17 protein-coding genes are annotated in these 26,166 nt (G+C 71.5%); 6 read left to right on the top strand and 11 right to left on the bottom strand.

Annotated elements, in window-relative coordinates; translation table 11 throughout:
- Position 1: 1 nt before the first annotated feature.
- Genes dapA through AC6CCG_RS07875 form a run of 3 tightly spaced genes read right to left on the bottom strand, consistent with a single transcriptional unit; the run spans position 2 to position 3,134 of the window.
- Complete coding sequence (dapA, locus tag AC6CCG_RS07885) at positions 2-934, bottom strand: 4-hydroxy-tetrahydrodipicolinate synthase (protein WP_496653938.1); 933 nt, start codon at positions 932-934, stop codon at positions 2-4.
- The gene (locus AC6CCG_RS07880; protein WP_496653937.1) at positions 931-1,638 is read right to left on the bottom strand and encodes a GntR family transcriptional regulator; all 708 of its coding nucleotides are present in this window, start codon (positions 1,636-1,638) and stop codon (positions 931-933) included. Before AC6CCG_RS07880 ends, dapA begins: the two co-directional genes overlap by 4 nt.
- Positions 1,635-3,134 (bottom strand): fumarylacetoacetate hydrolase family protein, encoded by a 1,500-nt coding sequence (locus tag AC6CCG_RS07875; protein WP_496653936.1) that lies wholly within the window; start codon positions 3,132-3,134, stop codon positions 1,635-1,637. Before AC6CCG_RS07875 ends, AC6CCG_RS07880 begins: the two co-directional genes overlap by 4 nt.
- Before the next feature lie 110 nt (positions 3,135-3,244).
- Here AC6CCG_RS07875 and AC6CCG_RS07870 point away from each other — a divergent pair, with 110 nt between their 5' ends.
- Positions 3,245-4,762, top strand: a complete 1,518-nt coding sequence (locus AC6CCG_RS07870) for an HNH endonuclease signature motif containing protein (protein ID WP_496653935.1) — start codon at positions 3,245-3,247, stop codon at positions 4,760-4,762.
- 28 nt (positions 4,763-4,790) lie between these two features.
- Here AC6CCG_RS07870 and AC6CCG_RS07865 read toward each other — a convergent pair whose 3' ends face one another.
- Positions 4,791-6,413: a TROVE domain-containing protein gene (locus AC6CCG_RS07865; RefSeq protein ID WP_496653934.1), complete on the bottom strand. Its 1,623-nt coding sequence runs from the start codon at positions 6,411-6,413 to the stop codon at positions 4,791-4,793.
- A 395-nt stretch (positions 6,414-6,808) separates the two neighbouring features.
- Here AC6CCG_RS07865 and AC6CCG_RS07860 point away from each other — a divergent pair, with 395 nt between their 5' ends.
- Positions 6,809-8,179, top strand: coding sequence for an MFS transporter (locus AC6CCG_RS07860; protein WP_496653933.1), 1,371 nt, complete (start codon positions 6,809-6,811; stop codon positions 8,177-8,179).
- A gap of 95 nt (positions 8,180-8,274) precedes the next feature.
- Positions 8,275-9,405: a glycoside hydrolase family 183 protein gene (locus AC6CCG_RS07855; protein WP_496653932.1), complete on the top strand. Its 1,131-nt coding sequence runs from the start codon at positions 8,275-8,277 to the stop codon at positions 9,403-9,405.
- Positions 9,406-9,444: 39 nt separating this feature from the next.
- Here the strand turns inward: AC6CCG_RS07855 and AC6CCG_RS07850 are convergent, their stop codons facing one another.
- On the bottom strand, positions 9,445-11,109 hold the full coding sequence (locus AC6CCG_RS07850) for a thiamine pyrophosphate-binding protein (RefSeq protein WP_496653931.1): 1,665 nt from the start codon (positions 11,107-11,109) through the stop codon (positions 9,445-9,447).
- A gap of 143 nt (positions 11,110-11,252) precedes the next feature.
- Entirely contained in the window at positions 11,253-11,963 is a 711-nt protein-coding gene (locus AC6CCG_RS07845; protein WP_496653930.1) for an IclR family transcriptional regulator, read from the bottom strand.
- A gap of 129 nt (positions 11,964-12,092) precedes the next feature.
- Between AC6CCG_RS07845 and hpaB the strand changes: the two genes are divergently transcribed.
- Together hpaB and iolB are read left to right on the top strand one after the other, a co-directional pair.
- Positions 12,093-13,547 (top strand): 4-hydroxyphenylacetate 3-monooxygenase, oxygenase component, encoded by a 1,455-nt coding sequence (gene hpaB, locus AC6CCG_RS07840; protein WP_496653929.1) that lies wholly within the window; start codon positions 12,093-12,095, stop codon positions 13,545-13,547.
- Positions 13,548-13,572: 25 nt separating this feature from the next.
- A complete protein-coding gene (gene iolB, locus AC6CCG_RS07835) occupies positions 13,573-14,469 on the top strand; it encodes a 5-deoxy-glucuronate isomerase (RefSeq protein WP_496653928.1) in 897 nt (298 codons plus the stop codon).
- A gap of 15 nt (positions 14,470-14,484) precedes the next feature.
- Here the strand turns inward: iolB and AC6CCG_RS07830 are convergent, their stop codons facing one another.
- Positions 14,485-15,633 (bottom strand): epoxide hydrolase family protein, encoded by a 1,149-nt coding sequence (locus AC6CCG_RS07830; RefSeq protein WP_496653927.1) that lies wholly within the window; start codon positions 15,631-15,633, stop codon positions 14,485-14,487.
- 96 nt (positions 15,634-15,729) lie between these two features.
- Here AC6CCG_RS07830 and AC6CCG_RS07825 point away from each other — a divergent pair, with 96 nt between their 5' ends.
- Positions 15,730-17,250 carry an alpha-N-arabinofuranosidase gene (locus AC6CCG_RS07825; protein ID WP_496653926.1) on the top strand — a complete coding sequence of 507 codons (1,521 nt, stop codon included), beginning with the start codon at positions 15,730-15,732 and terminating at the stop codon, positions 17,248-17,250.
- Positions 17,251-17,330: 80 nt separating this feature from the next.
- Here the strand turns inward: AC6CCG_RS07825 and AC6CCG_RS07820 are convergent, their stop codons facing one another.
- The 4 genes from AC6CCG_RS07820 to smc form a co-directional block, all read right to left on the bottom strand.
- Positions 17,331-19,208: an ABC transporter ATP-binding protein gene (locus tag AC6CCG_RS07820; RefSeq protein ID WP_496653925.1), complete on the bottom strand. Its 1,878-nt coding sequence runs from the start codon at positions 19,206-19,208 to the stop codon at positions 17,331-17,333.
- Positions 19,205-21,358, bottom strand: a complete 2,154-nt coding sequence (locus AC6CCG_RS07815; protein ID WP_496653924.1) for an ABC transporter ATP-binding protein — start codon at positions 21,356-21,358, stop codon at positions 19,205-19,207. The genes AC6CCG_RS07820 and AC6CCG_RS07815 overlap by 4 nt, the downstream gene beginning before the upstream one ends.
- Before the next feature lie 124 nt (positions 21,359-21,482).
- Positions 21,483-22,502: a LacI family DNA-binding transcriptional regulator gene (locus AC6CCG_RS07810; protein ID WP_496653923.1), complete on the bottom strand. Its 1,020-nt coding sequence runs from the start codon at positions 22,500-22,502 to the stop codon at positions 21,483-21,485.
- A 14-nt stretch (positions 22,503-22,516) separates the two neighbouring features.
- On the bottom strand, positions 22,517-26,092 hold the full coding sequence (gene smc, locus AC6CCG_RS07805; protein WP_496653922.1) for a chromosome segregation protein SMC: 3,576 nt from the start codon (positions 26,090-26,092) through the stop codon (positions 22,517-22,519).
- Between the last annotated feature and the right edge of the window lie 74 nt (positions 26,093-26,166).

The raw sequence follows: 26,166 nt of genomic DNA, 5'->3' as shown, positions 1-26,166 counted from the left end.
ATCAACTCCCTCCTTCGACGGGGCTGAGGAACTCGGCGCCTTCCGCCAGCAGCTCGGCGATCCGGGCGCGGGCGGGTTCGGTCGGCTCGATCAGCGGCGGCCGTACGTGAGCGGAGCCGATCAGGCCGCGCTGTTGCAGGACGAGCTTGGCCGGCGCCGGGTTGGTCTCGGTGAACAGGAGATCGACCAGGGGGTGCAGCCCGTAGTGGATCCGACGGGCCTCGGCAAGATCACCGGCTTCCCAGGCGCGGTACATCGCCGCGCAGGCGGCCGGCGCCAGGTTGGCGGTGGCGCTGATGTAGCCGGCACCGCCGAGGGCCAGCAGCGGCAGGCAGAGCAGCTCGATCCCGGACCAGACCAGCAGGTCCGGGCCGCAGCGGTGCAGCACCCGGGAGAAGTGCTCGAAGTCCTTGGTCGTCTCCTTGATCCCGACGAAGTTGTCCAGGTCCGTGAACAGCCGGGCCACCGACTCCGGAGCAAGATCGACGGCGGTCCGGCTCGGCACGTTGTACGCGATCACCGGCAGGTCCGGGAACTCCCGGGCCACCGCGGCATACCAGCGGTACAAGGCCTCCTGGGTCGGCCGCGCGTAGTAGGGCGTGATGATCAACACCGCGTCGGCTCCCGCATCCCGGGCGGCGGCAGTGAGTTCGAGGGTCTCGTCCAGCTTGGCGCTGCCGGTGCCGGGCACGAACGGCACCCGGTCGTTCACGGTACGGGCGACCAGGCGGATCGCCTCGGCCCGCTCGGTGATCGTCTGCGCGCTCGGCTCGCCGGTGGAGCCGCCGATCGAGATGCCGTGCGAGCCCTGCTCGAGCTGCCACGCGACCAGCCGGGTCAGGCTCTGCTGGTCGACCGCGCCGTCCTCGGTGAACGGCGTGATCACCGGCGCGAGCGAACCCCGGATCCGCGCCGGGTCGCTGCGAAACCTCATCGTGCCGCCTTTCCGTTGCCGTGATCGAGGAACGCCTGCAGGGTGGCGTCCCGGTGCTCGCGGACCGCCGCCTCGACGACCGCGCGGCCGCCCGCCGGATCGGTGCGGGCGGCACCGATCGCGGTGATCAACTTCTCGTGCTCGGCCACCGACCGCCGGGCCCGGCCCGGGACGAAGCTGAACGTCGAGTCGCGCAAGCCGGCCAGCCGGGTCCGGGTCCGCCGGATCAGGTCCAGCAGGTGCCGGTTCGGGCAGCGGTGGAACAGGACCTCGTGGAACTGCAGGTTGAGCCGGGTGAACTCCGGTGGGTCGAAGTCGTGCAGGGTCCGCTCCAGCGCGGCGTTCAGTTCGCGGGCGCGGTCGAGATCGTCGTCGGTGATCAACGGCAGCGCCAGGCCGGTGGCGATCCCCTCCAGCGCGCCGAGGGTCTGCATCACGTCGACGTACTCGGCCGGGTCGGGCATCGCGACCTGCGCCCCGACGTTCTTGGCGTAGCTGACCAGCCCCTCCGCCTCGAGCATCCGGATCGCCTCCCGGACCGGCGCGACGCTGATCTCCAACTCGGTCGCGATCGGGCCGAGGACGAGCCGGTAACCGGGCGGGAAGCTGCCGTCGGCGATCTTGCCGGCCAGCCAGGCGTAGGCGCGCTGGGCCTTCGAGGACTCCGGAACCTTCGCCGACTCCGGTACCACGGAGTCGATCATGGTCGCCACTGCCGGTACTTCTCCCGCCAACTCTCGTTCATCGGGTACAGGCCGTCGACCGGCTCACCGGCCGCGACCTGCTCGGCGATGAAGGTCTCCTGCCGTTCCTGCTCGACGGCGTCGGCCGCAACCTCGGCGACCAGCCCGGGCGGGATCACCAGCACCCCGTCCGCATCGCCGACGATCACGTCGCCCGGTTGCACCGTGGTCCCGCCGCAGGCGATCGTCTGATCCACGTCCCAGGGCACGTGGCGACGCCCGAGCACGGCCGGATGGGCCCCGGCGCAGTAGACCGGCAGCCCGAGGCCGGCGACCGCGTCATGATCACGAACGCCGCCGTCGGTGACCACTCCCGCGGCGCCGCGCACCTGGGCACGCAGCGCGAGAATGTCGCCGATCGTGCCGGTGCCGCGTTCGCCGCGGGCCTCGATCACCAGCACGTCGCCCGGCTCCAGCGTGTCGACGGCCCGCTTCTGGGCGTTGTAACCGCCGCCGTGACTCTTGAAGAGATCCTCGCGGAGCGGCACCATCCGCAGCGTCCTGGCGGTGCCGATCAGCCGTTCCCCGGCTCGGAGCGGAGCCACCCCGTCGATGCTGACGTTGTCCAGCCCGCGCTTGCGGAGTTGGGAACTCAGCGTTGCGGTGCCGACCTCGCGCAGCGCCGCCAGGACCTCCTCGGTCAGCGGCGTCCGGGTCGTCGGAGTGGCTTGTTCACCCCGGCTCCCCCAGGCGTCGGCCCGGGTCGCCTCGTCGATCTTCGGCCCCGCGCCGTACTCCCGAAGCGGCAGCTCGCCCGCGGTGACCGTGGTGACCAGCCGGCCGCTGGTCGGCTCGCCGGGCGCTCCGGGCGCGTCGACTTCCACCTCGACCCGGTCCCCGGGCTTGATCACCGACGCGCCCGCCGGCGTACCGGTCAAGATCAGGTCGCCGGCCTCGAGCGTGATCAACTGGGACAGGTCGGCGACCAGCCGGGCGAAGTCGAAGATCAACTCCCGGGTGCTGTCCTGCTGCGCCGGTTCGCCGTTGACCCAGGTCCGCAGCCGCAGCCAGCGCGGATCGATCCGGTCCGCCGGGATCAGCGCCGGCCCGACCGGGGCGAACCCGTCGCCACCCTTGGAGCGCAGGTTGGACCCCTTGTCGGCGTACCGCAGGTCGTAGACACCCAGGTCATTGGCCGCCGTCACCCCGGCCACCCGGGACCAGGCCTGCTCGGGCGCGACCCGCCGCGTCGCCTCCTTGATCACCAGCGCGATCTCGCCCTCGAAGCCGAGCAGCTCGGTCCCCGCCGGCCGCTCCACCACCCCACCGGAGGAGGCCAGCGAGCTCACCGGCTTGAGGAAGTACGACGGCTGCTCCGGCCGCCTGCCCCGCTCCGCGGCCCGCGACTCGAAGTTGAGGTGCACCGCGATGATCTTGCTCGGGTACGGCAGCCCCGCCCCGCCGTCGTCGTACGGCAGTGCCCGGAACGGCAGCGGCGTCATCGCCTCCGAAATCATAGTTCGGATCGTATACGATCCAGTCCGGCCTGAACAGATCCGCACCGGCTCGACTGTCAGTGGCCCCACCTAGCGTCCCTCTACACGTAAGAGAAATCTGGGGGATGACGATGACCACTGCAACGCAGCAGGATCCGGCGGCCGAGGTGCCGCCGCTGGGACGGGAGGCGGCCGAGGAACTGGCCGGCCGGATCTGCGACCACGCCGCCCGGCAGGCCCGGGACAGCTGCGATCTGCTGATCCTGATCGGCGAGTTCGACGCCGGGAACGGGTGGGCCTGGACGGACGGGTTTACATCGGTCGCACACTGGTTGGCCTGGACCTGTTCGATGACGCAGGGCACGGCCCGCGAACACATCCGGGTGGCCCGGGCGCTGCGCCGGATGCCCACCGTGACGGCCGCCTTCGGCGCGGGCGAGCTGTCCTACTCGAAGGTACGAGAGCTCACCCGGATCGTCGACCTGGTCGACGAGGCCCGACTCTGCGCGCTGGCCCGCTACGCCACAGCCTCTCAGCTGGCCCGGATGATCTCCAGCTTCCGCGCCGCTGCCGGCAGCAGGATCAAGGCCGAGAGCCGCCGGCTGTTCCGGCTGATCACCCGGGAGGACTCGATGACCGGCATCACGGGCCGGTTCCCGACCGACGAGGCGGCCATCCTGACCGCTGCCGTGCAACGAGCCCGACACCTCAACAGCACGCCGACCATAGCGACGCCGCTCGATCCCGACGAGCATGACGCCACCCCGCGCTACACCGATGCCGATGCGCTCCTTGACGTGTGCCGGCACTACCTGGCCACCGCAGCCACCGCCGACGAGTCGGGCGAGGACCGCAGCCTGGTCATCGTCGAAGTCGCCGCCGAACAGCTCGAAGCCGCGGGGCAACCGTTGCGGAACCTCACGGCCGGCGAGCCGGAAGCCCCTTCCGCGGAGACGCCCGGTGGCGAAGCGAAGGACGTTCCCGCGGGAACGCTTCGAGGTGCCGGTGACCCGGGCGGCGGCCGGCCGCCGGGCCTGCAGGACCAGCTGTGTACGATCCGCGGGTCCGGGCCGATCGAGCCCCGGACCGCACAACGCCTGATCTGTACCGGCTCGATCCTCGGCGCGATCGTCGACCAGCACGGTGGCGTCCTCGCCCTGGGCCGCACCCGGCGGCTCGTCTCCAAGCGGCAACGCCGGGCGCTGCTGATCCGCGACCGGCTGTGTCAGTACCCGGGCTGCTCCCGCGACCGGAATCTCCAGGCCCACCACCGGATCCCCTGGTCCCACGGCGGCAGTACCGACCTGACGAATCTGATCCTGCTCTGCGGATTCCACCACACCGCCGTTCACGAAGGCGGCATCACCATCGCCCGCCGGGAAGGTACGGCCTTCTTCCGCGGCCTCACCGGGGAACCGGCATGGCAGTTCACCCTCCCCGACGGAGAACCTGTCGCCGAGTCGGGCTGGCGCGTGATGACCGCCGACCGCCTCACCCGCCGACTGACCGACCCTGAGCCAGGCCCGGACGATCCTGGCCAGCGGGTTCCAACGATCGGCACCGTCGGCGGCGGCGAGGGCTTCAGCCTCCACAACTGCGTCGAAGCCCTGTTCGGCATGATCAGCAACCAGGACCAGGAGGCCGCCTGACCGCCCGACCGACCGACCGCGCGTCCGGTCAGACGTCCCCGCGGGAGAAGTCGGCCAGCAGTTGCGGTGCCGCGGAGTCGACACCGACCAGGTCGAGCATTCCCGGGTCGGACGGGTCGGCGATGCTGAAGCCGGTCGAGGTCATCCCCCAGACCACCAGCCGAGCCGGGATCCCGGACCTGCGCCGGTACTCGGCCAGCGCCTGGTGCGGATGGATGTCCCCGGCCCAGGTCTCGTTGTCCGTGATCACCAGGAAGGTGTCGACCTCGAGCCCGTCGTCCAGAGCCTTGATCATCGGCAGCGCGCAGTCGGTGCCGCCGAACGGCAGCCGGGACACGCTGTCGATCACGTTCTCCAGCCGTTGCCGCGGCCCGATCGCCAGTTCGGTCAGCGCGGCCGAGCGCCATCCGGCACCGCCCGCGGTGAACCCGTACACCGCGGTCGTCGGTTCCGTGGCGACGGTGATCATCGACATCGCCGCCGAGGCATCCCGCGCGGTCAGCGGGCTGCCGGCGACCGGCGTGCCCATCGAGCCGGAGACGTCCAGCCCGATCATGGTCCGCCGGTTGGCGGGGACGACGTTGCCGAACGAGGTGTAGAACGCGGCGTCCAGCGCGTCCAGCACCGGCCGGGCCGGGGTCCAGGTCGAGGAACCGCGGAAGGACCGGCCGGCGGCATAGGTACGCAGGGCGACCAGCACGTTGAACGGGTGGATCCTGGCCCGGCTCAGCAGTTCCGGGTCGGTCAGCTGCGCCACCACGTCGATGGTGCGATCGCCGTCGCGCAACGCGTTGCCGATCACCTCGAGCCTGGTCAGCCGCGGCAGTTGCCGGATCAGCGCGGTCATCGGCAGGCCGACGTCGATCAGCGCCCGCCAGACCGTCGGCTCGCTCAGGGCCGCGTCGGGCAGCATCTCCCAGGACAGCCGGTAGTCCTTGATCAGCCGGACCCAGTCCGCGGCCGACGCGGCGGCCTGGGCGGCGACGAAACCGTGCACCAGCCTGGGCAGCTGGTACGACAGCTCGTCCTGAGCCACCCAGCGGTAGAGGGCGTTCCGGAGTTGATCATCGGTCTTCGGGTGGATCAGGCGCAGCAGGTCGCGCTGGCTGAAGCCCTCTCGGCTGCGGTACTTCACCAGCTGGTACGTCAGCGCCTCGACATCCTTCGCCTCGTACCAGCGGCGACCGGCCCGCATCAGGCCGGACCCCCAGCCGCGGAACTGAGTCACGTACTTGGCGAACAGCATCAGGTGGGTCCCGGTGCGCAGCACTTCGGGCATCGCCGCGAACGCGGCCGCCCGGCCCTCGGGCCGTTCTGCCGCCGCGGCGACCGCCAGGGCGAAGATCGTCGGGTTCTGCTTGGGCGCGCGACCGGCCAGCGACACCTCGCGGACGATCTCGACCAGCCGGACCGGGTCCGCGGCGGCGAAGTCGATCACGACCTGCGCGTTCTCCCGGGTCAGCTCGGCCTCGCCCTGGTAGTAGGTCCCGCCGCTGCTGCCGATGATCAGGAACCGTCGCAACCGTTGCTCCGGAGTGATCTCGAAGACGTGCCCGCCGGCGTGGTTCGGCACCTGGTCCGGCGTCGCCGGCCGGGCCTGCGGGGTACGCCGGGTCGAGATCCGGGTCAGCGGATCGGAACCGTACGTCATGATCATCTCCTCTCGCATCGTCGGCGGTGGCCCTCAGACAAGGTGGCGACAACCCGGATATTCCACCGCTCTGCCGCTGAGCTACGACGAAACCTGGGTTCCGCCTGCGGGACTCGAACCCGCGACCTCTGGACCCTGAGTTAACGGACTGTCTGCGGTCTGAGGACCACCGATCAACCGGCACAGCGCACCCGCTGTGCCGGCAGAACGGCGGGGAGGGGACAAGGTTGCGGGACCGGGGTCGGTCTCAGCGATAACCGATCACCTTCGGTCCCCTCCGGACCGTTGCTGTTGAGCTTTCTGCCCGCTCAGCGTACGACCGGGGCCGGTCACCCGCCAGCGGATTTCGGCGCGATCCCTTATCGTGAAGGGGAGATCACCGATGATCAGGAGGGATGATGGCGTCCCCGACCCATCCTGCGGACCCGACCCGGACCACCGCCGCCGAGCGTCGCCGGGTCGCACTGGCCACGACGATCGGGACCACGATCGAGTGGTACGACTTCTTCATCTATGCGAGCGCCGCGGGCCTGGTGTTCGCCCAGCTCTACTTCCGGCCGGCCGGCGACCAGATCGCGCTGCTGCTCTCCTTCGCCTCGGTCGGCGTGAGCTTCCTGTTCCGCCCGCTCGGCGCCCTGCTGGCCGGGCATCTCGGCGACCGGATCGGCCGCAAGGCGATGCTGGTGGTGACCCTGATCCTGATGGGCGGCGCCACGACGCTGATCGGCCTGCTGCCGACCTACGACCAGGCCGGCGTGATCGCACCGGCCGCATTGTTGATCTTGCGGATCCTGCAGGGCCTCTCCGCCGGCGGCGAATGGGGCGGTGCCGTGCTGATGGCGGTGGAGCACGCGCCGGCCGACCGCCGCGGGCGCTTCGGCGCCTTCCCCCAGCTCGGACCGCCGCTCGGTCTGCTGGCGGCGTCCGGCGCGATGGCCCTGATGGCCGTGATCGCCCCGGGCGAGGCGTTCTCGGTCTGGGGCTGGCGGGTGCCGTTCCTGATCAGCGTCGTGTTGATCATCGTCGGGATCGTGGTCCGGAGCCGCGTCGCGGAGAGCCCGGTGTTCGCCGAGATCGCCGAGCGGCGGGAGCAGACGGCGCTGCCGATCGCCCGGCTGTTCCGGTTCCACGCCCCGATCGTGATCTTGGCCGCGCTGACCTTCGCCGGCAACAACGCGGCCGGGTACATGACCACCGGCGGCTACATCCAGAACTACGCCACCGATCCGAAGGGGCCGCTTCAGCTGGACCGCGCGTCGGTGCTGCTCGCGGTGACGGCCTCGGCCGTCGTCTGGGGCGTGTGCACCTGGATCGCGGGCGGGCTGTCGGACCGGATCGGCCGGCGCACCACGTACCTGATCGGCTGGGCCTGCCAGTTGATCACGGTGTTCCCGATGTTCTGGCTGGTCGACACCGGCAACGTCTGGCTGCTCGCGCTCGGCCTGGCCCTGTTCACCCTCGGCAACGGGCTCACCTACGGGCCGCAGGCCGCGTTCTTCGCCGAACTGTTCCCGGCCTCGATCAGGTTCTCCGGCGTCGCGATCTCGTACGCGATCGGCGCCATCCTCGGCGGCGCCTTCGCCCCGACCATCGCCACCGCCCTGGTGCAGCAGTTCCACACCACGAACGCGGTCGGCGTGTATCTGGCCGGTCTGACGATCGTCGCGGCCGCGGCGACCTTCCTGCTCCGGGACCGGACCGGCATCCCGCTCGGCCCGGAGAACGAGGCACGCCAGGCCCGCGGCGCCACGATCCTGTCCGAGTGACCCCCGGTCGGCTGCTGGCGGCTCCCTTGACTCGGGGTCACCCGTGATCGTACCGTGACCGAAAACGATTTCATGGACCCCGAGGAAGTGAGCCCATGCCCCCGCATCCCCACTCTGGTGCCGCCCCGCATCCCATCAGTCGCCGCCGGTTGCTCGGTGGTGTCGCCGCTGCCGGCCTGGCCGGCACCGGTCTCGCCGCCGGACTCACCCAGCCGGCCGCCGCTGACGAAGGCTCGGTGATCGTCGACGGCGTCAAGATCACGAAGGTCAAGAATCTCACCGGCCCGGACATCACCGGCAAGTTCGGGTTGCACTATGTCGATCTCGGTGCCGTGGCCCGCACGCCGGACGGCCGCAGCATCTACGTCTTCGGCGACAGCTTCGGACCCGCGTGGGGCGAGAACTGGCGCTCCCCCACCGCGCTCTGGTCGAGCACCCGCAACCTGGCCTCCGGCGTCGTGTTCAACGGGACGCCGGGCGGCGACTGGGCCAAACAGCTGATCCCGTACGAGCACGGCGAGGAGATCTCGACGATCATCCCGTCCGACGTGATCACGATCGGCAACAAGATCTATCTGCACGCCGTGGTCAACCAGGGCTTCGGCAACGTGATCTGGAGCGGGATCTGGGTCTCGAAGGACAACGGCGAGAACTGGGAGGACTCCGGCGCCCGGTTCCCCGCCGCCGCGTACGACAAGCGCTGGCAGCTGGCCAGCTGGGACATCGGCGCGGACGGCTGGCTCTACGTCTACACCTCGGAGTTCCTCCGCGAGAGCACGATGATCCTGCACCGGGTCCGGCCATGGCACATCACCCAGCCGGACAAGTACCAGCCGTGGGGGAAGAAGAACGGCCGCTGGCGCTGGGGCGTCGAGCCGACGCCGTTGTCGGACGACATCATCGGCGAGAACTCGCTGCGCCGGTTCGGCGACAAGTGGCTGCACACCTGGTTCGACGGGCCGCGCTACCGGATCGACTGCCAGGTGCTCGACCACCCGACGCAGGACCTCCGGACCACGCCGAAGTTCACCATGCTGCACGGCACCAGCTGGGACAACCAGGACGTGAACCACCTGGCCCAGCTGTACGGCAGCTACATCATCCCCGGCTCACGGCTGAACGACGTGCACCTCACCGTGAGCCAGTGGAACACCGGCGACAACAGCATCTACCACGTGATGCAGTACCGGTTCGAGGGCCTCGGCCGCTGGGCCGACCGGGCCTGATCCCGATCGACCCTGAGCTTGATCAACAACGCCCGTTGATCACCGGCCGGCCGGCTCGAGCCGGTCGGCCGGGATCCGCCGGGCCGCCTGCACCTCCCGCATGTGCGGGGCGACCACGCTGGTCGAGATCCGGCAGTCGGCGACGTAGAGCCCGGCCGCCGGCCCGGCCAGCCAACCGGCCAGGTCGTCAAGATCATCAAGCGTGCGTACGGTGCGGCCGGCGGCGGCCACCGCACGACCGAGGCCGGCGAAGTCGACCTCACCGATCCGCATCGGCGCCTGGTCGAGTCCCAGGCTGCCGTACTGGTGCACCTCCGCGCCGTAGGCACCGTCGTCGAAGATGATCATCACCGCCCGGCGCGCGGTCCGGGCCAGCGATTCCAGGTCGGGCAGGCCCATCAGCGCCCCGCCGTCGCCGGAGGCCAGCACGATCGTCGACTCCGGCCGGGCCCGGGCCGCCCCGACGGCGCTGGCCAGGCCCAGCCCGATCGTCTGGTACGCGGTGCCGACCATGATCAACCGGTCCGGCCCGCCGATCCGCCAGTAGCGCGGGCCCCACTCCAGGAAGTGGCCGCCGTCGGTGACCACGGTCCGGTCCGTCGGCAGGATCGCGTCCAGTCGCTGGGCCAGCTGGCGCGGGTCGAGCCGGCCGTCCGGCAGCAGGCCGCCGGGCGTCCCGGGCACGTCCGGCTCGGCGGCCGCGATGAGCTCCGGATGCGCGGCGGTCCAGACCTCATGATCACGAGGCCGGACCAGCCGGAGCAGCCCCGCCGCGGCCAGCGCCGCATCGGCACGCACAGCGAGGTCCACCCGGGGCTGCGTCGGCGCCGCGAGGTCGATCTGCAGCACCCGGGCGTGCTCGTCGAACAGCCGGCCGAACCGGGTGGTGAACTGGTTCAGGCCCGCGCCGACGACCAGCACCAGATCGGTCGCCCGGAAGGCGGCCGCGCAGCGCCGGCTGCCGAACCCGCCGGCGATCCCGAGCTGGTCGGGAACCGGGCCGAACAGGGACCGGGCGAACGCGGTGGTCGCCGCCGGGGCCTTGATCATCCGAGCCAGCCGGGTCAGCTCGGGACCGGCGCCGGCCAGCCAGGCGCCGCGCCCGGCCAGGATCACCGGGCGCCGGGCGGCGTTGATCAACTCCGCCAGCCGCTCCAGGTCGTCGGCAGCCGCCGGGACCGGCACCGGTGCGGGGATCCCTGGCAGAGCAGGGATCCGGCCGGCCTCGGCCGTCGCGAGATCGTACGGCAGCGCGACCACGACCGGGCTGCGCGCGGCGAGGGCGTACTCGATCGCCTCGGTGAGGTCGGCGACCACCGAACCGGCGCCGACGGAGACCGTGCGTGCCCCGACCGCCGCGGCCAGGGCCGTCTGGTCGACGTCCCACGGCCGGCGCCCCGCGGACGGTTCGGCGCCGGTGATCAACACCAGCGGGATCTGGGCCCGCACCGCCTCGGCCAGCGGCGTGATCGCGTTGCTGAAGCCGGGCCCGTAGGTGGTGGTGGCCGCGGCGAGCCGGCCGGAGGCCCGGAAGTAGGCGTCGGCGGCGGCCACCCCGGCGGCCTCGTGCCGGACCGCGGTGAAGCGGGTCCGGGTCCGGGACAGCGCGTCCAGGAGATAGGCGTTGCCGTTGCCCATCACCCCGAAGACATCGGTCAGGTGGGCGGAGAGGACGAAAGCGGCATGCGCGGAGACGTTCGACATGAACGGGCCTTCTCTCGACGACGAGGATCAGATCCGTATATGTCTCACCGGTACGCAGGCCGGGCTATTGCCCCTTTTTCGAGCAACGACGCCAATTCCGCCGGACACTGCCGACTATAGACCCACGAGCCCAGGGACGTGGGTCAGTTCAGTTCGGCCCGGATCCGGTCGGCGGCCTCGGCCAGCCGGGCGCCCACCGGTGCCGGGTCGTGATCCTGGCCGGACACGTGGACGACGGCCAGCGCGGCGGGCGCCTGGCCGGGGAGCCGGAGCGGTACGGCGACCGCGGACAGGCCGGGCACCACCTCGTCCCGGCTGATCGCGTAGCCGCGGCGAGCCGCCTCGGCAGCCTCCGGTCGGCGTTCCCCCGCGAGCCCGAGCCCGGACCACTCGTCGTCGCTGAGCACGCTCTGGATCGCCAGCCCGGGCGCTCCGACCATGATCGAATGCCGGGTGCCCGGCCGTTGCGCGATGCTGGCCGGACCGGGCGGCGGCTCGACGCTGACCAGGGTCACGCACTCGTCGGAATCCAGCACCACCAGGAAAGCCGTCATCCCGAGATCGCGGGCGGCCGCGGTCAGCTCGGGCAGTGCCGCCGCCTGCAGGCTGCGCTGGACACCCCGGGCCAGGGCCGCCATCCGTGGCCCGAGCAGCAGCAGTCCGCGGTCGTCCCGGAGCACCAGCCGGTGATCTTCGAGGGTGCGCAGGATCCGGTACGCGATCGAGCGGTGCAGGCCGAGCGCTGCCGCGAGTTCGGCGATGCTGATCGGCCCGCTCGCCTCGGCCAGGATCTCCAGCGCCCGCAGCCCGCGGGACAGGGTCTGGGAGTGTGCGGCGGGTTTCGGGTCGACCACGCCCGCTCCTTTCCCGCTTCGGGTTGCCCACGCCGACTTCCCGGCGTATCGTCCGATACTAGAACACGGTGTTCTATATGAGAACACCAGGCCTCAGATTCTGATCATGAAACTCAGCGAGGAGTGGGCATGGGCATCCGGACCGGCCGGCAGTTCCTGGACAAGATCAACTCGATGCGCCCGCACCTGACCATCGACGGCAAGCAGGTCAGCGAGAACGTCGCCGATCATCCGGCGTTCGCCGGCGTGGCCCGCAGCTATGCGCGGCTGTACGACCTGCAGCACGACCCGGCCCATGCCGCCGCGCTGACGTACCCCTCGCCCAGCAGTGGCGAGCCGGTCGGCGCCTCGTTCCTGATCCCGCTCACGCAGGAGGACCTGGTGCACCGCCGAGAGGCCGCCCGGGTCTGGGCCGACCACTCCAACGGCTTCCTCGGCCGGACCGCCGACTACCTGAACGCCGCGCTCACCGCGCTGGCCGCGGCGGCGGACTGGTTCGACCAGGCCGATCCCCGTTACGGGGAAAGGATCCGGGCCTACTACGAGTACGTGCGCGAGAACGATCTGCTGACCACGCACACGCTGATCCCGCCGCAGTCCAACCGGTCGGTCTCCGGCTCGGAGCAGATGGGCGGCAAGGTGGCCGCGCAGGTGATCGAGCAACGCGCCGACGGCATCGTGGTCCGCGGCGCCCGGATGCTGGCCACCGTGGCGCCGATCGCCGACGAGATCCTGGTCTTCCCGTCCACTCTGTTGCGCGGCACCGACCGGGACATCCCGTACAGCTTCGCGTTCGCGATCCCGAACGACACCCCCGGCCTGCGCTACCTCTGCCGGACCTCGCTGCACCACGGCGGGTCGAGCTTCGACGAGCCGCTGGCGTCGCGGTTCGAGGAGATGGACGCGATGGTGATCTTCGATGACGTCTTCGTGCCGGCCGAGCGCGTCTTCATGCTGGGGAATCCCCAGCTGTGCAACGCCTTCTACACCGAGACCGGGGCGACGGCCCTGATGACCCAGCAGGTGGTGACCCGGACCATCGCGAAGACCGAGTTCTTCCTCGGCCTGGCCTCGGAGATCGCCTCGTCGATCGCGATCGACGGCTACCAGCACATCCAGGAGGACCTGGCCGAGTTGATCATCGACGTGGAGATCGGCAAGGCCCTGCTCCGGGCCGCCGAGGCCGACGCCGCCCCGAACCGGTGGGGCATGATGACGCCGAAGTGGAGCTCGCTGAACGCCGCCCGGAACTGGTTCCCACGGGCCTCGCAGCGGTTCCCGGCGATCATCCGGAAGTTCTGCGCGTCCGGGCTGCTGGCGGCACCGAGCGAGGCCGACCTCTCCTCCGCCGCCCGGGACGACATCGACCAGTACCTGCAGGCGAAGCTGCTGCCGGCCGAGAGCCGGGCCCAGTTGTACCGGCTCGCCTTCGATGCCTCGATGTCGGCCTTCTCGTCCCGGCAGGCGCAGTACGAGTACTACTTCTTCGGCGACCCGGTCCGGATGGCCGGGGCGCTGGTGAACAGCTACGATCGCGAACCGGCCCGGGCTCGCGTACGAGAGTTGCTGGCCCGGACGGATTGATCAACTCGGCAGGAAGGCGGAGCGGATGAGCCAGGACCGCTGGTTCCATCGGCGGGGAGCACTCGCCCGGGACGGCTGGCAGAGCCGCGTGGACGCCTCCCTGCCCGGCTGGGAGCACACCGGTCTGGACGTCGCCGAGCTGGCCGCGTCGGCCGCCCTGCCGCTGGACCGGACCGACGTGGAGCGCATCGTCGTGCCGCTCGCCGGCTCGTTCAGCGTCGCCCACCTGGTCGACGGAGTCGCCGGCGAGACCAGGCTGGCCGGCCGCCGCTCCGTCTTCGCCGGGCCGACCGACGTGCTCTACCTGCCGGCCGGCAGCACCGGCATGATCACCGGGACCGGCCGGGTCGCCGTGGCGACCTCGCCCACGACGACGGTCCGGCCGCTCCGCCACGTTGCGGCGGCGGAGACCCCGGTCGAGCTGCGCGGCTCCGGAGCGGCCAGCCGGCAGGTGCACAACTTCGGCACCCCCGACGCGCTCGACGCGGCCCGGTTGATCGTCTGCGAAGTGATCACGCCGGCGGGCAACTGGTCCTCGTACCCGGCGCACAAGCACGACGAGCACCGGCCGGGCCACGAATCCCGGCTGGAGGAGATCTACTACTTCGAGGCGGCCCCGGAGGCCGGCGCCGCTGGTGATCAGGAGAACGCCTTCGGCCTGTTCAGCACCTACGCGTCGTCGGCCGGCGAGATCGAGATCAACGCGATGGTACGCACCGGCGACATCGCCCTGGTCCCGTACGGCTACCACGGTCCGGCCGTCGCGGCGCCCGGCTACGACCTGTACTACCTGAACGTGATGGCCGGCCCGGACCCGGAACGGGCGTGGTTGATCACCGACGACCCGGCCCACGCCTGGGTCCGCGGCAGCTGGCCGGACCAGCCGGTCGACCCGCGGCTCCCCTATCGCGACGAGGCGTGACCTGCCGCCGCCGGTTCAGCCCGGCTGCGGGCCCGACCTGATCGCCGCGAAGGAGGCCCGCAACTCGGCGACGTAGCGATCCGGCACCTCGAGCGCCGCGAAGTGTCCGCCGACCGGCGGCTCGCCCCAGTAGCGCAGGTCGGGGAACCGGCGCTCCGCCCAGCGGCGGGACGGCCGCGGCAGCTCGGCCGGGAAGACCGTGGCGCCGGTCGGGACCATGATCACGTCCGGTGTCGCTTCGGTGAACCATCGGCTCACCTCGCCGATGCTCTCCCAGTAGAGCCGGGCGCTGGAGGCCGCGGTGCCGGTCAGCCAGTAGAGCGTGACCGTGTCCAGCAGCCGGTCGAGTGGCACGCCGGGACCCGCCGGATCGGCCCAGTCCTCATATTTCTCGGCGATCCAGGCGCACAGCCCGACCGGCGAGTCGGTCAGCGCGTAGCCGATCGTCTGCGGCCGGGTCGCGTGCAGTTCGCCGTACGCGGAGCCGGTGCGGGACCGCTCGGCCAGTTGATCAACGGCCCGCTGCTCCGCCTCGGTGAACGGCACCGACCGGTCCGGCGCGACGAGCGGCGGGATCAGGTGGATCCCGATCACCCGCTCCGGGGCCCGCGCGGCGATCATGGTCGAGACGCTGGTGCCCCAGTCACTGCCCGCGGCGGCGAACCGCCGGTAGCCCAGCCGGTCCATCAGCTCGATCCAGGCGGCCGCGATCCGGTGGATGTCCCAACCGGCGGTGGCGGGGCGGTCGCTGAACCCGTACCCGGGCAGCGAGGGGCAGACGACGTGGAAGGCGTCCGCGGGCGTACCGCCGTGCGCGGTCGGGTCGGTGAGCGGGCCGACGACGTCGAGGAACTCCAGATAGGAACCCGGCCAGCCGTGGCTGAGCAGCAGCGGCGTCGCGTCCGGGTGCGGCGACCGCAGGTGCAGGAAGTGCAGCCCGAGCCCCTCGATCACCGTACGGAACTGTGGCCGGGTGGACAGTTCGGCCTCGAGCCGGCGCCAGTCGTACGTCTCGGCCCAGTGAGCGGCGAGCCGGCGCAACGCGTCGAGCGGCACGCTCTGGCCGGGGGCGGTGGCCGGCTCGGGCCAGCGGGTGTCCCGGATCCGGCGGCGAAGATCATCCAGCCGGGCCGGCTCGATCTCGACGGAGAACGGTTCGATCATCGTTCCATCCTGCCCGGCCCGTTTCCGGATCCGGTGCCGGGCCATTAGGCTGACTCCGAAGGTGTAACGTCAAACCTCACAGGAAGAACTTCGCGCATGAGCACACCGACGACCCGCGCCGTGATCAACGTCGACCTCGGCGGGCCGGTGATCAACCGGCATCTGTACGGCCACTTCGCCGAGCACCTCGGCCGCTGCATCTACGGCGGCTTCTGGGTCGGCGAGGACTCCGACCTGCCCAACGTGGGCGGCATCCGGACCGACGTGGTCGACGCGCTGCGGGCCCTGAACATCCCCAACCTGCGCTGGCCGGGCGGCTGCTTCGCCGACGAGTACCACTGGCAGGACGGGATCGGGCCGCGAGAGGACCGGCCGGTCATGGTGAACACGCACTGGGGCAACGTCGAGGAGAACAACCACTTCGGCACCCACGAGTTCATGGCCCTGTGCGAGCTGCTCGGCGCCGACCCGTACGTCAACGGCAACGTCGGTTCCGGCACCGTGCGCGAGATGAGCGAGTGGGTCGAGTACCTGACCCGCGACGGCGACTCCCCGATGGTGCGGCAGCGCAAGGCGAACGGCCGGGACAAGCCGTGGCGGGTGCCGTTCTGGGGCATCGGCAACGAGGCCTGGGGCTGCGGCGGCAACATGCGGCCCGAGGCGTACGCCGACGAGGCGCGCCGGTACGCGACGTTCCTGCGTGATCATGGCGACAACAAGCTGTACCGGATCGCCGCCGGCGCCAACGACGACAACCTGGCCTGGACCGAGGCCCTGATGAAGGCGGTCAGCTGCCTGGGCTGCGGCAACAAGCCGCGGGGCTTCTTCCAGGGCATCTCGTTCCACTACTACACCCACGACGGCGACGGCATCCACCGCTCGCACGCCACCGACTTCGACGACACCCAGTACTACCGGACCATGATCAAGGCGGCCGACATCGACCGGGTGATCAAGGCCCATCGCGCGGTGATGGACGCGTACGACCCGGAGGGTGTGGTCGGGCTGGTCTGCGACGAGTGGGGCACCTGGTGGCAGGTCGACGAGGGCACCAACCCGGGCTTCCTGCAGCAGCAGAACACCCTGCGTGACGCGCTCGTCGCCGGGCTGCACTTCGACATCTTCCACCGGCACGCGGAGCGGTTGATCATGGCGAACATCGCGCAGACCGTGAACGTGCTGCAGTCGATGATCTTGACCGATGACCGGGGCGGCCTGGTGCTGACGCCGACGTACCACGTGTTCGAGATGAACAAGGGCCACCAGGACGCCGCCTCGCTCGCCGTACACCTGCCGGGCGGGCCCTCGATCGACGTCGACGGCACCACGCTGGCCCAGGTGACCGCCTCCGCCAGCCGGAAGGGCGATACGGCGTTGATCTCGGTCGGCAACCTGTCCGTGGACTCCGCGACCAAGATCGACTTCGACCTGCGCGGCGGAGCCGTCCGGGAGGCCCGAGGTCGGATCCTCACCGCCGACCGGCCGCAGGCCCACAACACGGTGACCGACCCCACCGCGGTCGCGCCGGCCGAGCTCGAGGTCCAGGTCGCCGACGGCCGCCTGATCGCCGACCTCCCGCCGCACTCCTTCGCGACGATCGAGGTCGACCTGGCCTGACCCGAAGGTGCGTGCCCTGAGCCTGTCGAAGGGCGCAGGTCGCCCTGCCCTTCGACAAGCTCAGGGACCGTTGTGGCTGGTCAGTGCACGGGGGCGGCGCTGTCGGCGCCGACGCGGTGGGCCACCCAGGCCTGGTGCAGTCGCGCGTAGATGCCGTCCGGGAGGTCGACCAGGTCCGCGTGCCGGCCGTGCTCGACGACGTGGCCGTGGTCGAGCACCAGCACCAGGTCGGCCCGTTCGGCGGTCGATAGGCGGTGTGCGATGGTGACCGTGGTCCGGCCCCGGGCCAGGCCCTCCAACGCGGCCTGCAGGCGGACGTCCGAGGCCGGGTCGACGGCGCTCGTCGCCTCGTCCAGCACGATCAGGTCCGGATCCGCGATGTAGGCGCGGGCGAGGGCGACCAGCTGCCGTTCGCCCGCGCTGAGCGCCTCGCCGCGCTGGTGCACCGGGGTGTCCAGCCCCAGCGGCATCGCCTCGATCCAGTCGAGCAGCCCGAGGTCCTCCATCGCCGCGAGCATCTGCAGCTCGGTGGCGTCGGGGCGGCCGTAGCGGAGGTTGTCGGCGATGCTGCCGTCGAACAGGAAGCCCTCCTGCGGCACCATCACCACCCGGCCGCGGAGCGAGTCGAACGGGATCCGGTCGACCTCGACGCCGCCGATCCGGACCGCACCGGCGGTCGGGTCCATCATCCGGGTCAGCAGCTTCGCCAGCGTCGTCTTGCCGCTGCCGGTCTCGCCGACGATCGCGACGTGGGTCCGCGGCGGGATCGACACGTTCAGGCCGTGCAGCACCTCGGGGCCGCCCGGGTAGGCGTAGCGCAGGTTCTCGATCTCGATGCCGAGCGGACCGGCCGGCAGCCGCCGGGCGTCCGGCCGGGCCGGACCGCGCTCCCCCGTCGTCGGATCGATGGCACCGCCGGGATCGCTGATGTCGGCCGGCGTGTCGATGACGCCGAGCACCCGGCGCCAGCCGGCCACCGCGTTCTGCGCCTCGTTCAGCATCTCGATGCCCATCCGGACCGGCTGGCTGAACAGCGACACCAGGAACACGAACGCGACCAGCTGCCCGACCGAGAGCAGGTCGGTGGAGGTGCCGAGCCAGATGCCGACGACGATCACCATGCCGGTGGTGAAGCCGTCGCTCATCTCCGACAGGGAGAACGACACGGCCTGCGGGCGGAGCACCCGCAGCTGGGCGCCGCGGACCTCGGCGACGGTGCCGTCCATCTCGTCGTTGGTCCGGCCCGTGACGCCGTACGCGCGGATCGTCGCGGAGCCGACCAGGGCCTCCGACACCGAGCCGAGCATCGAGCCGACCTTGGCCCGGACGGTCTGGTACCGGGACCGGATGCGCTTCTGGATCCGGGTCATCGCCAGCAGCACCGGCACGAAGCAGAGCCAGGTCAGGATCGCCAGCGGCCACGAGTAGATGGCCATCACCACGGTCGCGATGATCACCTGCAGGCTCATCACGATCAGCATGATCCCGCCGAACGACATGAACTGGCTGACCGTGTCGACGTCGCTGGTCACCCGGGAGACCAGGGCGCCGCGCTTCTCGGTGGACTGGGTGAGCAGCGACAGGTCGTGGATGTGCCGGAAGGCCCGGGTCCGGAGCACCCGCAGCGCGGTCTCCGAGGCGCGGAACAGCCGGCGGTTCATGAACACGTTCGCCGTCACCGTCACGGCCAGGACCAGGGCGGCGAGGCCGAGGCTGCCGGCGACGAAGCCCAGGTCGATCGTCTCGGCGCCGACGATCCCGCCGTCGATGATCCGCTGGACCGTCACCGGTACGACGATCTTCCCCGCCGTGGTGACCACGGCGAGCACCAGTGTCAGCCACAGCCCACGGGCGACCTCCGGCGTCAGCGACAGGCCGCGGCGGATCGTGGCGATCGTGCCCTCGGTCTCGTGGCGATCCGTGGTCAGGCTGCTGCTCTGCGGCGCCTGGGTGCTCATCGTTCCTCCATCAGGCGGTCCTCGTCGTCGCAGTCCGTACGGTGGCGTTCCTCCGCCAGTTCGACCCAGACCTCCGGGTCGTCCGGCGACGGCTCCCGCTTCCCGTGCTCCCGCTCGGCGCGCTCCCGTTCCGCCCGCTTCCGCTCGGCGATCTCACGCTCCGCACGGTCCCGTTCGGCCCGGGCCCGTTCGTCGCTCGCCCGGGCCGCGGCCTGCTCGTCCAGGTCGGCCCGGTCCGACTCGAGCAGTTCGTGGGCGATGGCCGCCTCGTCGTACGCGTCGACCAGGGCGCGGTAGGCCGGGACGTCGGCGAGCAGCTCGGCATGCCGGCCGGTGGCCGTGATCCGGCCGTGTTCCAGGAACACCACCCGGCTGGCGATCGAGATCGTCGACTTGCGGTAGGCGACCACCAGCAGCGTCGTCTCGGTGATCTCCTCGTGGATCCCTTCCAGGATCGCGGCTTCGACGGCCGGGTCGCAGGCGCTGGTGGCGTCGTCCAGGACCAGCAGCCGGGGCCGCCGGACCAGGGCCCGGGCCAGCGCGATCCGCTGCCGCTGGCCGCCCGACAGCGAGCCGCCGCGCTCGCCGAGCACGGTGTCGAGGCCCTCGGGCAGGGCGTCGACGAAGGTCTCGGCCTGCGCGATCCGCAGCGCCCAGCGCACGTCGGCGTCCGAGAAATCCTCGCCTAGGGTGACGTTGTCGCGGACGCTGGAGTCGAACACGAAGGCCTGCTGCAGCACCAGGGCGACGGACTCCGCGAGCGAGTCGGCGGTGAGGTCGCGCAGGTCGACGCCGTCCAGCAGGATCCGGCCGTCGGTCGGGTCGAGCAGCCGAGAGGCGAGCAGGGTCAGGGTCGACTTGCCGGAGCCGGTGGCGCCGACGATCGCCACCACCCGGCCGTCGGTCTCGGCGTCGGCCGTGAGATCGATCTCATGCAGGGCGACTGCGTCCGGGCGGGTCCGGCCGGTCGCGGAATGCGAGTCCCGGTATTCGAGGGTGACGCCCTGGAACTCCACCCGGGCCGGGCGGCCGGTGTTCGGCGCCGTCCTCGTTCCGTACGCGAGCTCGTCCCGCGCGGTCAGGATCCGCCGGGTCCGCCGCCAGCCGACGACCACCCGGGAGAGATCGCCGAGCACCCAGCCGAACGAGCGCAGCGGCAGCGCCATCAGCGTGAACAGGTAGGCGACCTGCACCAGCTGGCCGGTGGTGAGCGCGCCCTGGCCGATCCGCCAGGTGCCGACCAGCGTGACCAGCAGGATCGCCACGTTGGGCAGCGCGTCGATGACCGGGTCGAACCAGCCGCGGACGTAGCCGAGCCGGATGCCGTTGCGGCGCAGCCGCTCGGCGGCGTCGACGAACCGTACCTCCTCGACGGCCTCCCGGCCGAGCGACTTCACCACGTTGGCGCCGTCGAACGACTCGTGGGCGATCTCGGAGACCTCGGCGCGCAGCCGCTGCGACTCCAGGGCGATCGGCGCGGCGCGGGCCTGGAAGACCATGTTGAGCAACATCAGCAGCGCGACCGTGACGACCATGATCAGCAGCAGGACCGGGTCGATGCCGGCCACCACGACGACCGCGTACGCGAGCATCGCCAGGGTGGCCAGCGCGAAGGGGAACGGCGCGATGGCGAAGAAGGTGGCCTCGATGTCGGAGTACATCGTCGACAGCAGCGCACCGGTGGACTGCCGGCGATGCCACAGCAACGGCAGCTCGGACAGCCGGCGGGTCAGCCGCAACCGGTAGTCGGCGATCAGGTGGAACTGGGTCACCGAGGCCAGCGTGCGCCGGCCCACCACGGTCACCGCGCGGAGCAGGGCGATGCCGGCCACCAGGAGCCCGGCGGTCGCGACCGCGCCCGGGACGGGGTTGCCGGACTCGAACGACGGCACGATGACGTCCTGCGTCACCTGGCCGATCACCGTCGACGTCAGCACCTGCAGCAGGGCGAACGCGACGCCCGAGAGCACCGACGGGATGAAGATCAGCCGTCGTTCCCAACACGCCGAGAACAGCCGCCCCAGGCCCTCGCGGAAGACGACCCCGGCCGACGGCGCCGCGGCGATGCCGTCGGCCGTCACGCCCTTCGAGTTCCGGGACTGCGAGGGTCGGGACGGAGTTCTGGTCGAGCGGGACGCGGAGAGAGTCATGTACACCCAGGAAGGAGAACGAAACGACGGGAGTCCGTCGCCGATGACGAAACTCAACGATCCTAACCCGCCGCCGAGACGCGGGAAAACGAGTTCCCGCGGAGAGGGCCGGTCCGGGCGCGGATCAGGCGCGGGTGCTGGCCCGGTGGGCGATGGTGGCCGGGGGCATCACGACGCGGGCGGGCGCGGGGGTCGAGCCCTGGGCGATGCGCTCGATCAGCAGGGTGCAGATCGCGTCGGCCATCGCGTCGTTGTCCGGCTCGACGGTGGTCAGCGCGGGAACGGTGTAGGCGCTGGTCCGGAGGTTGTCGAAGCCGATCACCTGCACCTGGTCCGGCACCATGATCCCGGCGTCGGCGAGGGCCCGGAGGGCACCGTAGGCGGCGGCATCGGTGAGGGCGAAGACCGCGTCGAAGGCGAGCCCGGCGGTGATCAGGTCCCGGACCGCGCGATGGCCGTCGGCGACCCGCAGCGGCGCCGGCACGATCAGCTCCGGCTGCACGGTCAGGCCGGCGTCGGCGTGCGCCTTGCGGTAGCCGCGGGTGCGCAGCGCTGCCATGGTCTGCCGGCGGGACGGGCTCCCGCCCAGCAGCAGGATCCGCCGGGCACCGGTCCGCAGCAGCAGTTCGGTGGCCTGCCGGGCCCCGTCGACGTTGTCCATCAGGACGTGATCGAACCGGGCCGGTACGGCGCGTTCGCCGATCAGCACGACCGGGGTGTCGATGCTCAGCCGTTCAAGATCATCGCGATCACCGGCGACCACGCTCAGCACGAAGCCGTCGTAGCTGCTCAGCCGGGCCGCGGTCAGGGTGTCCAGCTCGGCCGCGCGGGAGCCGCCGGTGCGTTCCATGATCAGCCGCAGTCCATGATCACCGAGCCGGGCGGCCAGCCGGTCGGCCAGCTCGGAGAAGTAACCGGAGTCGAAGTCCGGCACGGCCAGCCCGACGGTGCCGGTGCGGCCGACCCGGAGCTGCCGGGCCGCGACGTTGACCTGGTAGCCGAGCTCCTGGATCGTCTCCAGCACCCGCTGCCGGGTCGCCTCGCCGACCCGCTGCGAGCGTCCGTTGATCACGTTGGACACGGTCATCGTCGACACGCCCGCGGCGCGGGCCACGTCGTTCATGGTCACCGCACGCCGGTTCATGATCAGCTTCGGGGTCAGGCGACCGATTCGGCGTCGGTACGGAGACGCTGCGAGATCACCGCCGAGACGCCGTCGCCGCGCATGGTCACGCCGTAGAGCGCGTCGGCGACCTCCATCGTGCGCTTCTGGTGGGTGATCACGAGCAGCTGGCTGTTCTCCCGGAGCTCCTCGTAGATCTCCAGCAGCCGACCCAGGTTGGTGTCGTCCAGCGCCGCCTCGACCTCGTCCAGGATGTAGAACGGGCTCGGCCGGGCGATGAACAGCGAGACCAGGAACGCGACCGCGACCAGCGACCGCTCGCCGCCGGACAGCAGCGACAGCCGCTTCACCTTCTTGCCGGGCGGCCGCGCCTCGACGTCGACGCCGGTGGTCAGCCAGTTGCCCGGCTCGGTCAGCACCAGCCGGCCCTCGCCACCCGGGAACAGCCGGGCGAAGACCCGGTTGAAGGCGTTCTCGACGTCGGCGTACGCGTCGGCGAAGACCTGCTCCACCCGGGCGTCGACCTCGCTGATGATGTCGATCAGGTCGGTCCGGGTCTTGCGCAGGTCCTCCAGCTGCTCGGAGAGGAACTTGTGCCGCTCCTCCATCGCGTCGAACTCCTCCAGCGCGAGCGGGTTGATCCGGCCCAGCTGGCCCAGCGACCGTTCGGCGCGGCGGAGCCGCTTCTGCTGCTCCTCGCGGACGTACGGCACCGGCTCGGGCCGCTCGCTCTCGTCGGTGATCGCGGACCCGTCCTCGCGGGTCAGCACCGGGACCGGCAGTTCGGGTCCGTACTCCTCGGTCAGCACGGTCGGCTCCAGGCCGAGTTCGGTCATCGCCTTCTCGTTCAGCGCCTCGATCCGCATCCGGTGCTCGGCCCGGGCCATCTCCTCGCGGTGCGCCGAGTCGACCAGCGACTCGAAGTCGGCGCCGAGGGAGCGGACGCGTCGGCGGACCTCGGCCAGCACGGCCTCGGCCTCCTGCCGGGTCGCCTCCGCCTCGGACCGTTCGGCGGCGGCCAGCGCGACGGACCGGTCGACCTGCTCGGCCAGGTAGCTGCCGGCCGCGTGGACGGCGGCGGCGATCCGAGCCTCCCGCAGCATCCGTTCCCGGCGGGCCACCGCCCGGGCGTGCGCCTGGCGTTCGTTCTCGGCCGCCCGGCGCAGCGCGTCGGCCCGGCCGGCCAGCGCCCGGACCCGTTCCTCCAGCGTTCGCAGCGCCAGCCGGGACTCCATCTCGGCGGCCCGGGCCAGCCTGGCCTCCTCGCCCAGCCGGTCGCGTTCGGCGGAGTCCGGCTCGTCGATCTCGGCCTCGTCGCTGGCCAGCTCGAGCCGCTGCTCCAGATCGGCCAGCCCGGACAGGTCGGAGTCGCGAGCTTCCTCGGCCTGCCGGATCGCCGCGGCCAGCCGGTCCGCCTCGCCGCGGGCGCCCTTCGCGGTCGACGACAACTGGCCCAGTTCCTCGGCGACGGCCGCCATCGCGGCGTCGGACTCGTGCAGCTTGGCCAGCGTGATCTCGACCTCGCGCTTGGCCTGCGTGTGCCGGTCGGCCAGCTCGGTCTGGGCGAACTTGAGCCGCTCGCAGGCGTGGTTGGCCTCGGCGAGCTTCTGCTCCGCCTCGTCGACCGCGGCCTGCACCTCGATCAGGCTCGGCTGGGAGGACGAGCCGCCGGCGGCGAAGTGGGCGCTGAGGACGTCGCCGTCCCGGGTCACCGCGGTCAGGTCGGCGTGCTGCCGGACCAGGTCGCGGGCGGCCGCCAGGTCGTCGACGACGGCGATCTTGCGGAGCACCCGGTCCACCGCGGGCCGCAGCTCGGCGCTGCACTCGACCACGTCCACCGCGTAGCGGACGCCCCCGGGCAGCGCGGGCCAGGACGCCCGGTCCGAGCCGGGAGCGCCGGCCAGCAGCAGCCCGGCCCGGCCGAGGTCCTCGGTCTTGAGGTGTTCGAAGGCGGTGATCGCCGCGTTCACGTCGGTCACCGCGACCGCATCGGCCGCGTGCCCGAAGGCCGCCGCCACCGCCGTCTCGTAGGTCGCCTCGACCCCGACCAGCGCCGCCACCGACCCGAGCAGCCCGGCCACCTGGTCGGTCGCCGCGAGCAGTGCGGCGCCGGCGTCCTTGCGCCGCAGCCCGACCTGCAGGGCCTCGACCCGGGCCACCAGGGCGGCCCGCTCCTGCTGGGCCTGCGCCTCGGCCCGGCGCAATTCGGCGAGCTCGGTCTCGACCTGGTCCAGCGCCTCCTGGGCCGACTCGTGCTCGGCGTCCAGCCCCTCCTCGCCGTCGTCCAGCCCGGCCACCCGCGACTCCAGCGACGTGAACGCCCGCTCGGCCGCCGCGGCCCGCTCGGCCGCCTCCGCCTGGGCGGCGCTGAGCCGGCCGAGTTCGGCGTCGGCGGCCTCGGCGCGGCTGCGCAGCGAGTTGACCTGGCCGGTGAGTCGGGCCAGGCCCTCGCGGCGGTCGGCCGCGGCCCGGATCAGGCCGGCGAACCGGGTCTCCTCGATCCGGTGCGCCTCCTCCAGTTCGGCCCGCCGTTCGCTGGCCAGCTCGAGGGCCTCGGCCTTCTCCTCCAGCTCGGCGGTCAGCTCGGCCTCCTGCTCGCCGACCGCGTCCGCCTCCCGGTCCAGTTCGTCGGGGTCGCGGCCGGGCCGTACCTCACCCGGGTCGGACTCGGCGTTGCGCATCCGTTCCCGGGCGATCGACAGCGTGCTGGCCACCCGTTCCTTCAGCGCGGCCAGCGAATACCAGGTCTCCTGGGCGGCGGTCAGCCGCGGCAGCCCTTCCCGTACGGACTCCTCGGCGGCGACCTCGGTCTCCCGGGCCGCCTCCAGCGCGTCCTCCAGCTCGCGGCGGCGCTCCCGCATCGCCTTCTCGTCGGCCAGGTCGGACTCCATCGCCAGCGTGGCCTGGACCAGGTCGTCGGCGATCAGCCGAGCCTTGGCGTCGCGGACCTCGGCCTGGATCACGGCCGCCTTGCGGGCCACCTCCGCCTGCCGGCCGAGCGGCTTCAGCTGGCGCCGGATCTCCGAGATCAGGTCGTTCAGCCGGTTCAGGTTGCCCTCGGTCGACTCCAGCTTCTTGAGCGCCTTCTCCTTGCGCTTGCGGTGCTTCAGCACGCCGGCGGCCTCTTCGATGAAGCCGCGCCGCCCCTCGGGGGTCGCCTGCAGGATGGAGTCGAGCTGGCCCTGGCCGACGATGACGTGCATCTCGCGGCCGATGCCGGAGTCGGACAGCAGTTCCTGGATGTCGAGCAGCCGGGCGGTCTGGCCGTTGATCGCGTACTCCGAACCGCCGTTGCGGAACATGGTCCGCGACAGCGTGACCTCGGTGTACTCGATCGGCAGCGCGCCGTCGGTGTTGTCGATGGTGAGCGTGACCTCGGCCCGGCCCAGCGGTGCCCGCCCGGACGTCCCGGCGAAGATGACGTCCTGCATCTTGCCGCCGCGCAGCGACTTGGCGCCCTGCTCGCCCATCACCCAGCTGAGCGCGTCGACGACGTTGGACTTGCCCGACCCGTTCGGCCCGACCACGCAGGTGATCCCCGGCTCGAAGTTGAGCGTGGTCGCCGAGGCGAAGGACTTGAATCCCTTCAGGGTCAGGCTCTTCAGGTACACCGCACGTTCCTCGACTAACTCGTCTCGTCCATCACATTCGGGGCCGGGGAAGCGTACTTCACACTAACCGAGGG

Source organism: Microlunatus sp. YIM B11417 (genome assembly GCF_059617205.1).
This window is presented reverse-complemented; position numbering and strand designations above follow the sequence as displayed.

Coding starts and splice junctions, on each gene's coding strand:
- dapA (WP_496653938.1), bottom strand. CDS start 934: ATGAGGTTTCGCAGCGACCCGGCGCGGATCCGGGGTTCGCTCGCGCCG.
- AC6CCG_RS07880 (WP_496653937.1), bottom strand. CDS start 1,638: ATGATCGACTCCGTGGTACCGGAGTCGGCGAAGGTTCCGGAGTCCTCG.
- AC6CCG_RS07875 (WP_496653936.1), bottom strand. CDS start 3,134: ATGATTTCGGAGGCGATGACGCCGCTGCCGTTCCGGGCACTGCCGTAC.
- AC6CCG_RS07870 (WP_496653935.1), top strand. CDS start 3,245: ATGACCACTGCAACGCAGCAGGATCCGGCGGCCGAGGTGCCGCCGCTG.
- AC6CCG_RS07865 (WP_496653934.1), bottom strand. CDS start 6,413: ATGACGTACGGTTCCGATCCGCTGACCCGGATCTCGACCCGGCGTACC.
- AC6CCG_RS07860 (WP_496653933.1), top strand. CDS start 6,809: ATGATGGCGTCCCCGACCCATCCTGCGGACCCGACCCGGACCACCGCC.
- AC6CCG_RS07855 (WP_496653932.1), top strand. CDS start 8,275: ATGCCCCCGCATCCCCACTCTGGTGCCGCCCCGCATCCCATCAGTCGC.
- AC6CCG_RS07850 (WP_496653931.1), bottom strand. CDS start 11,109: ATGTCGAACGTCTCCGCGCATGCCGCTTTCGTCCTCTCCGCCCACCTG.
- hpaB (WP_496653929.1), top strand. CDS start 12,093: ATGGGCATCCGGACCGGCCGGCAGTTCCTGGACAAGATCAACTCGATG.
- iolB (WP_496653928.1), top strand. CDS start 13,573: ATGAGCCAGGACCGCTGGTTCCATCGGCGGGGAGCACTCGCCCGGGAC.
- AC6CCG_RS07830 (WP_496653927.1), bottom strand. CDS start 15,633: ATGATCGAACCGTTCTCCGTCGAGATCGAGCCGGCCCGGCTGGATGAT.
- AC6CCG_RS07825 (WP_496653926.1), top strand. CDS start 15,730: ATGAGCACACCGACGACCCGCGCCGTGATCAACGTCGACCTCGGCGGG.
- AC6CCG_RS07820 (WP_496653925.1), bottom strand. CDS start 19,208: ATGAGCACCCAGGCGCCGCAGAGCAGCAGCCTGACCACGGATCGCCAC.
- AC6CCG_RS07815 (WP_496653924.1), bottom strand. CDS start 21,358: ATGACTCTCTCCGCGTCCCGCTCGACCAGAACTCCGTCCCGACCCTCG.
- AC6CCG_RS07810 (WP_496653923.1), bottom strand. CDS start 22,502: ATGAACCGGCGTGCGGTGACCATGAACGACGTGGCCCGCGCCGCGGGC.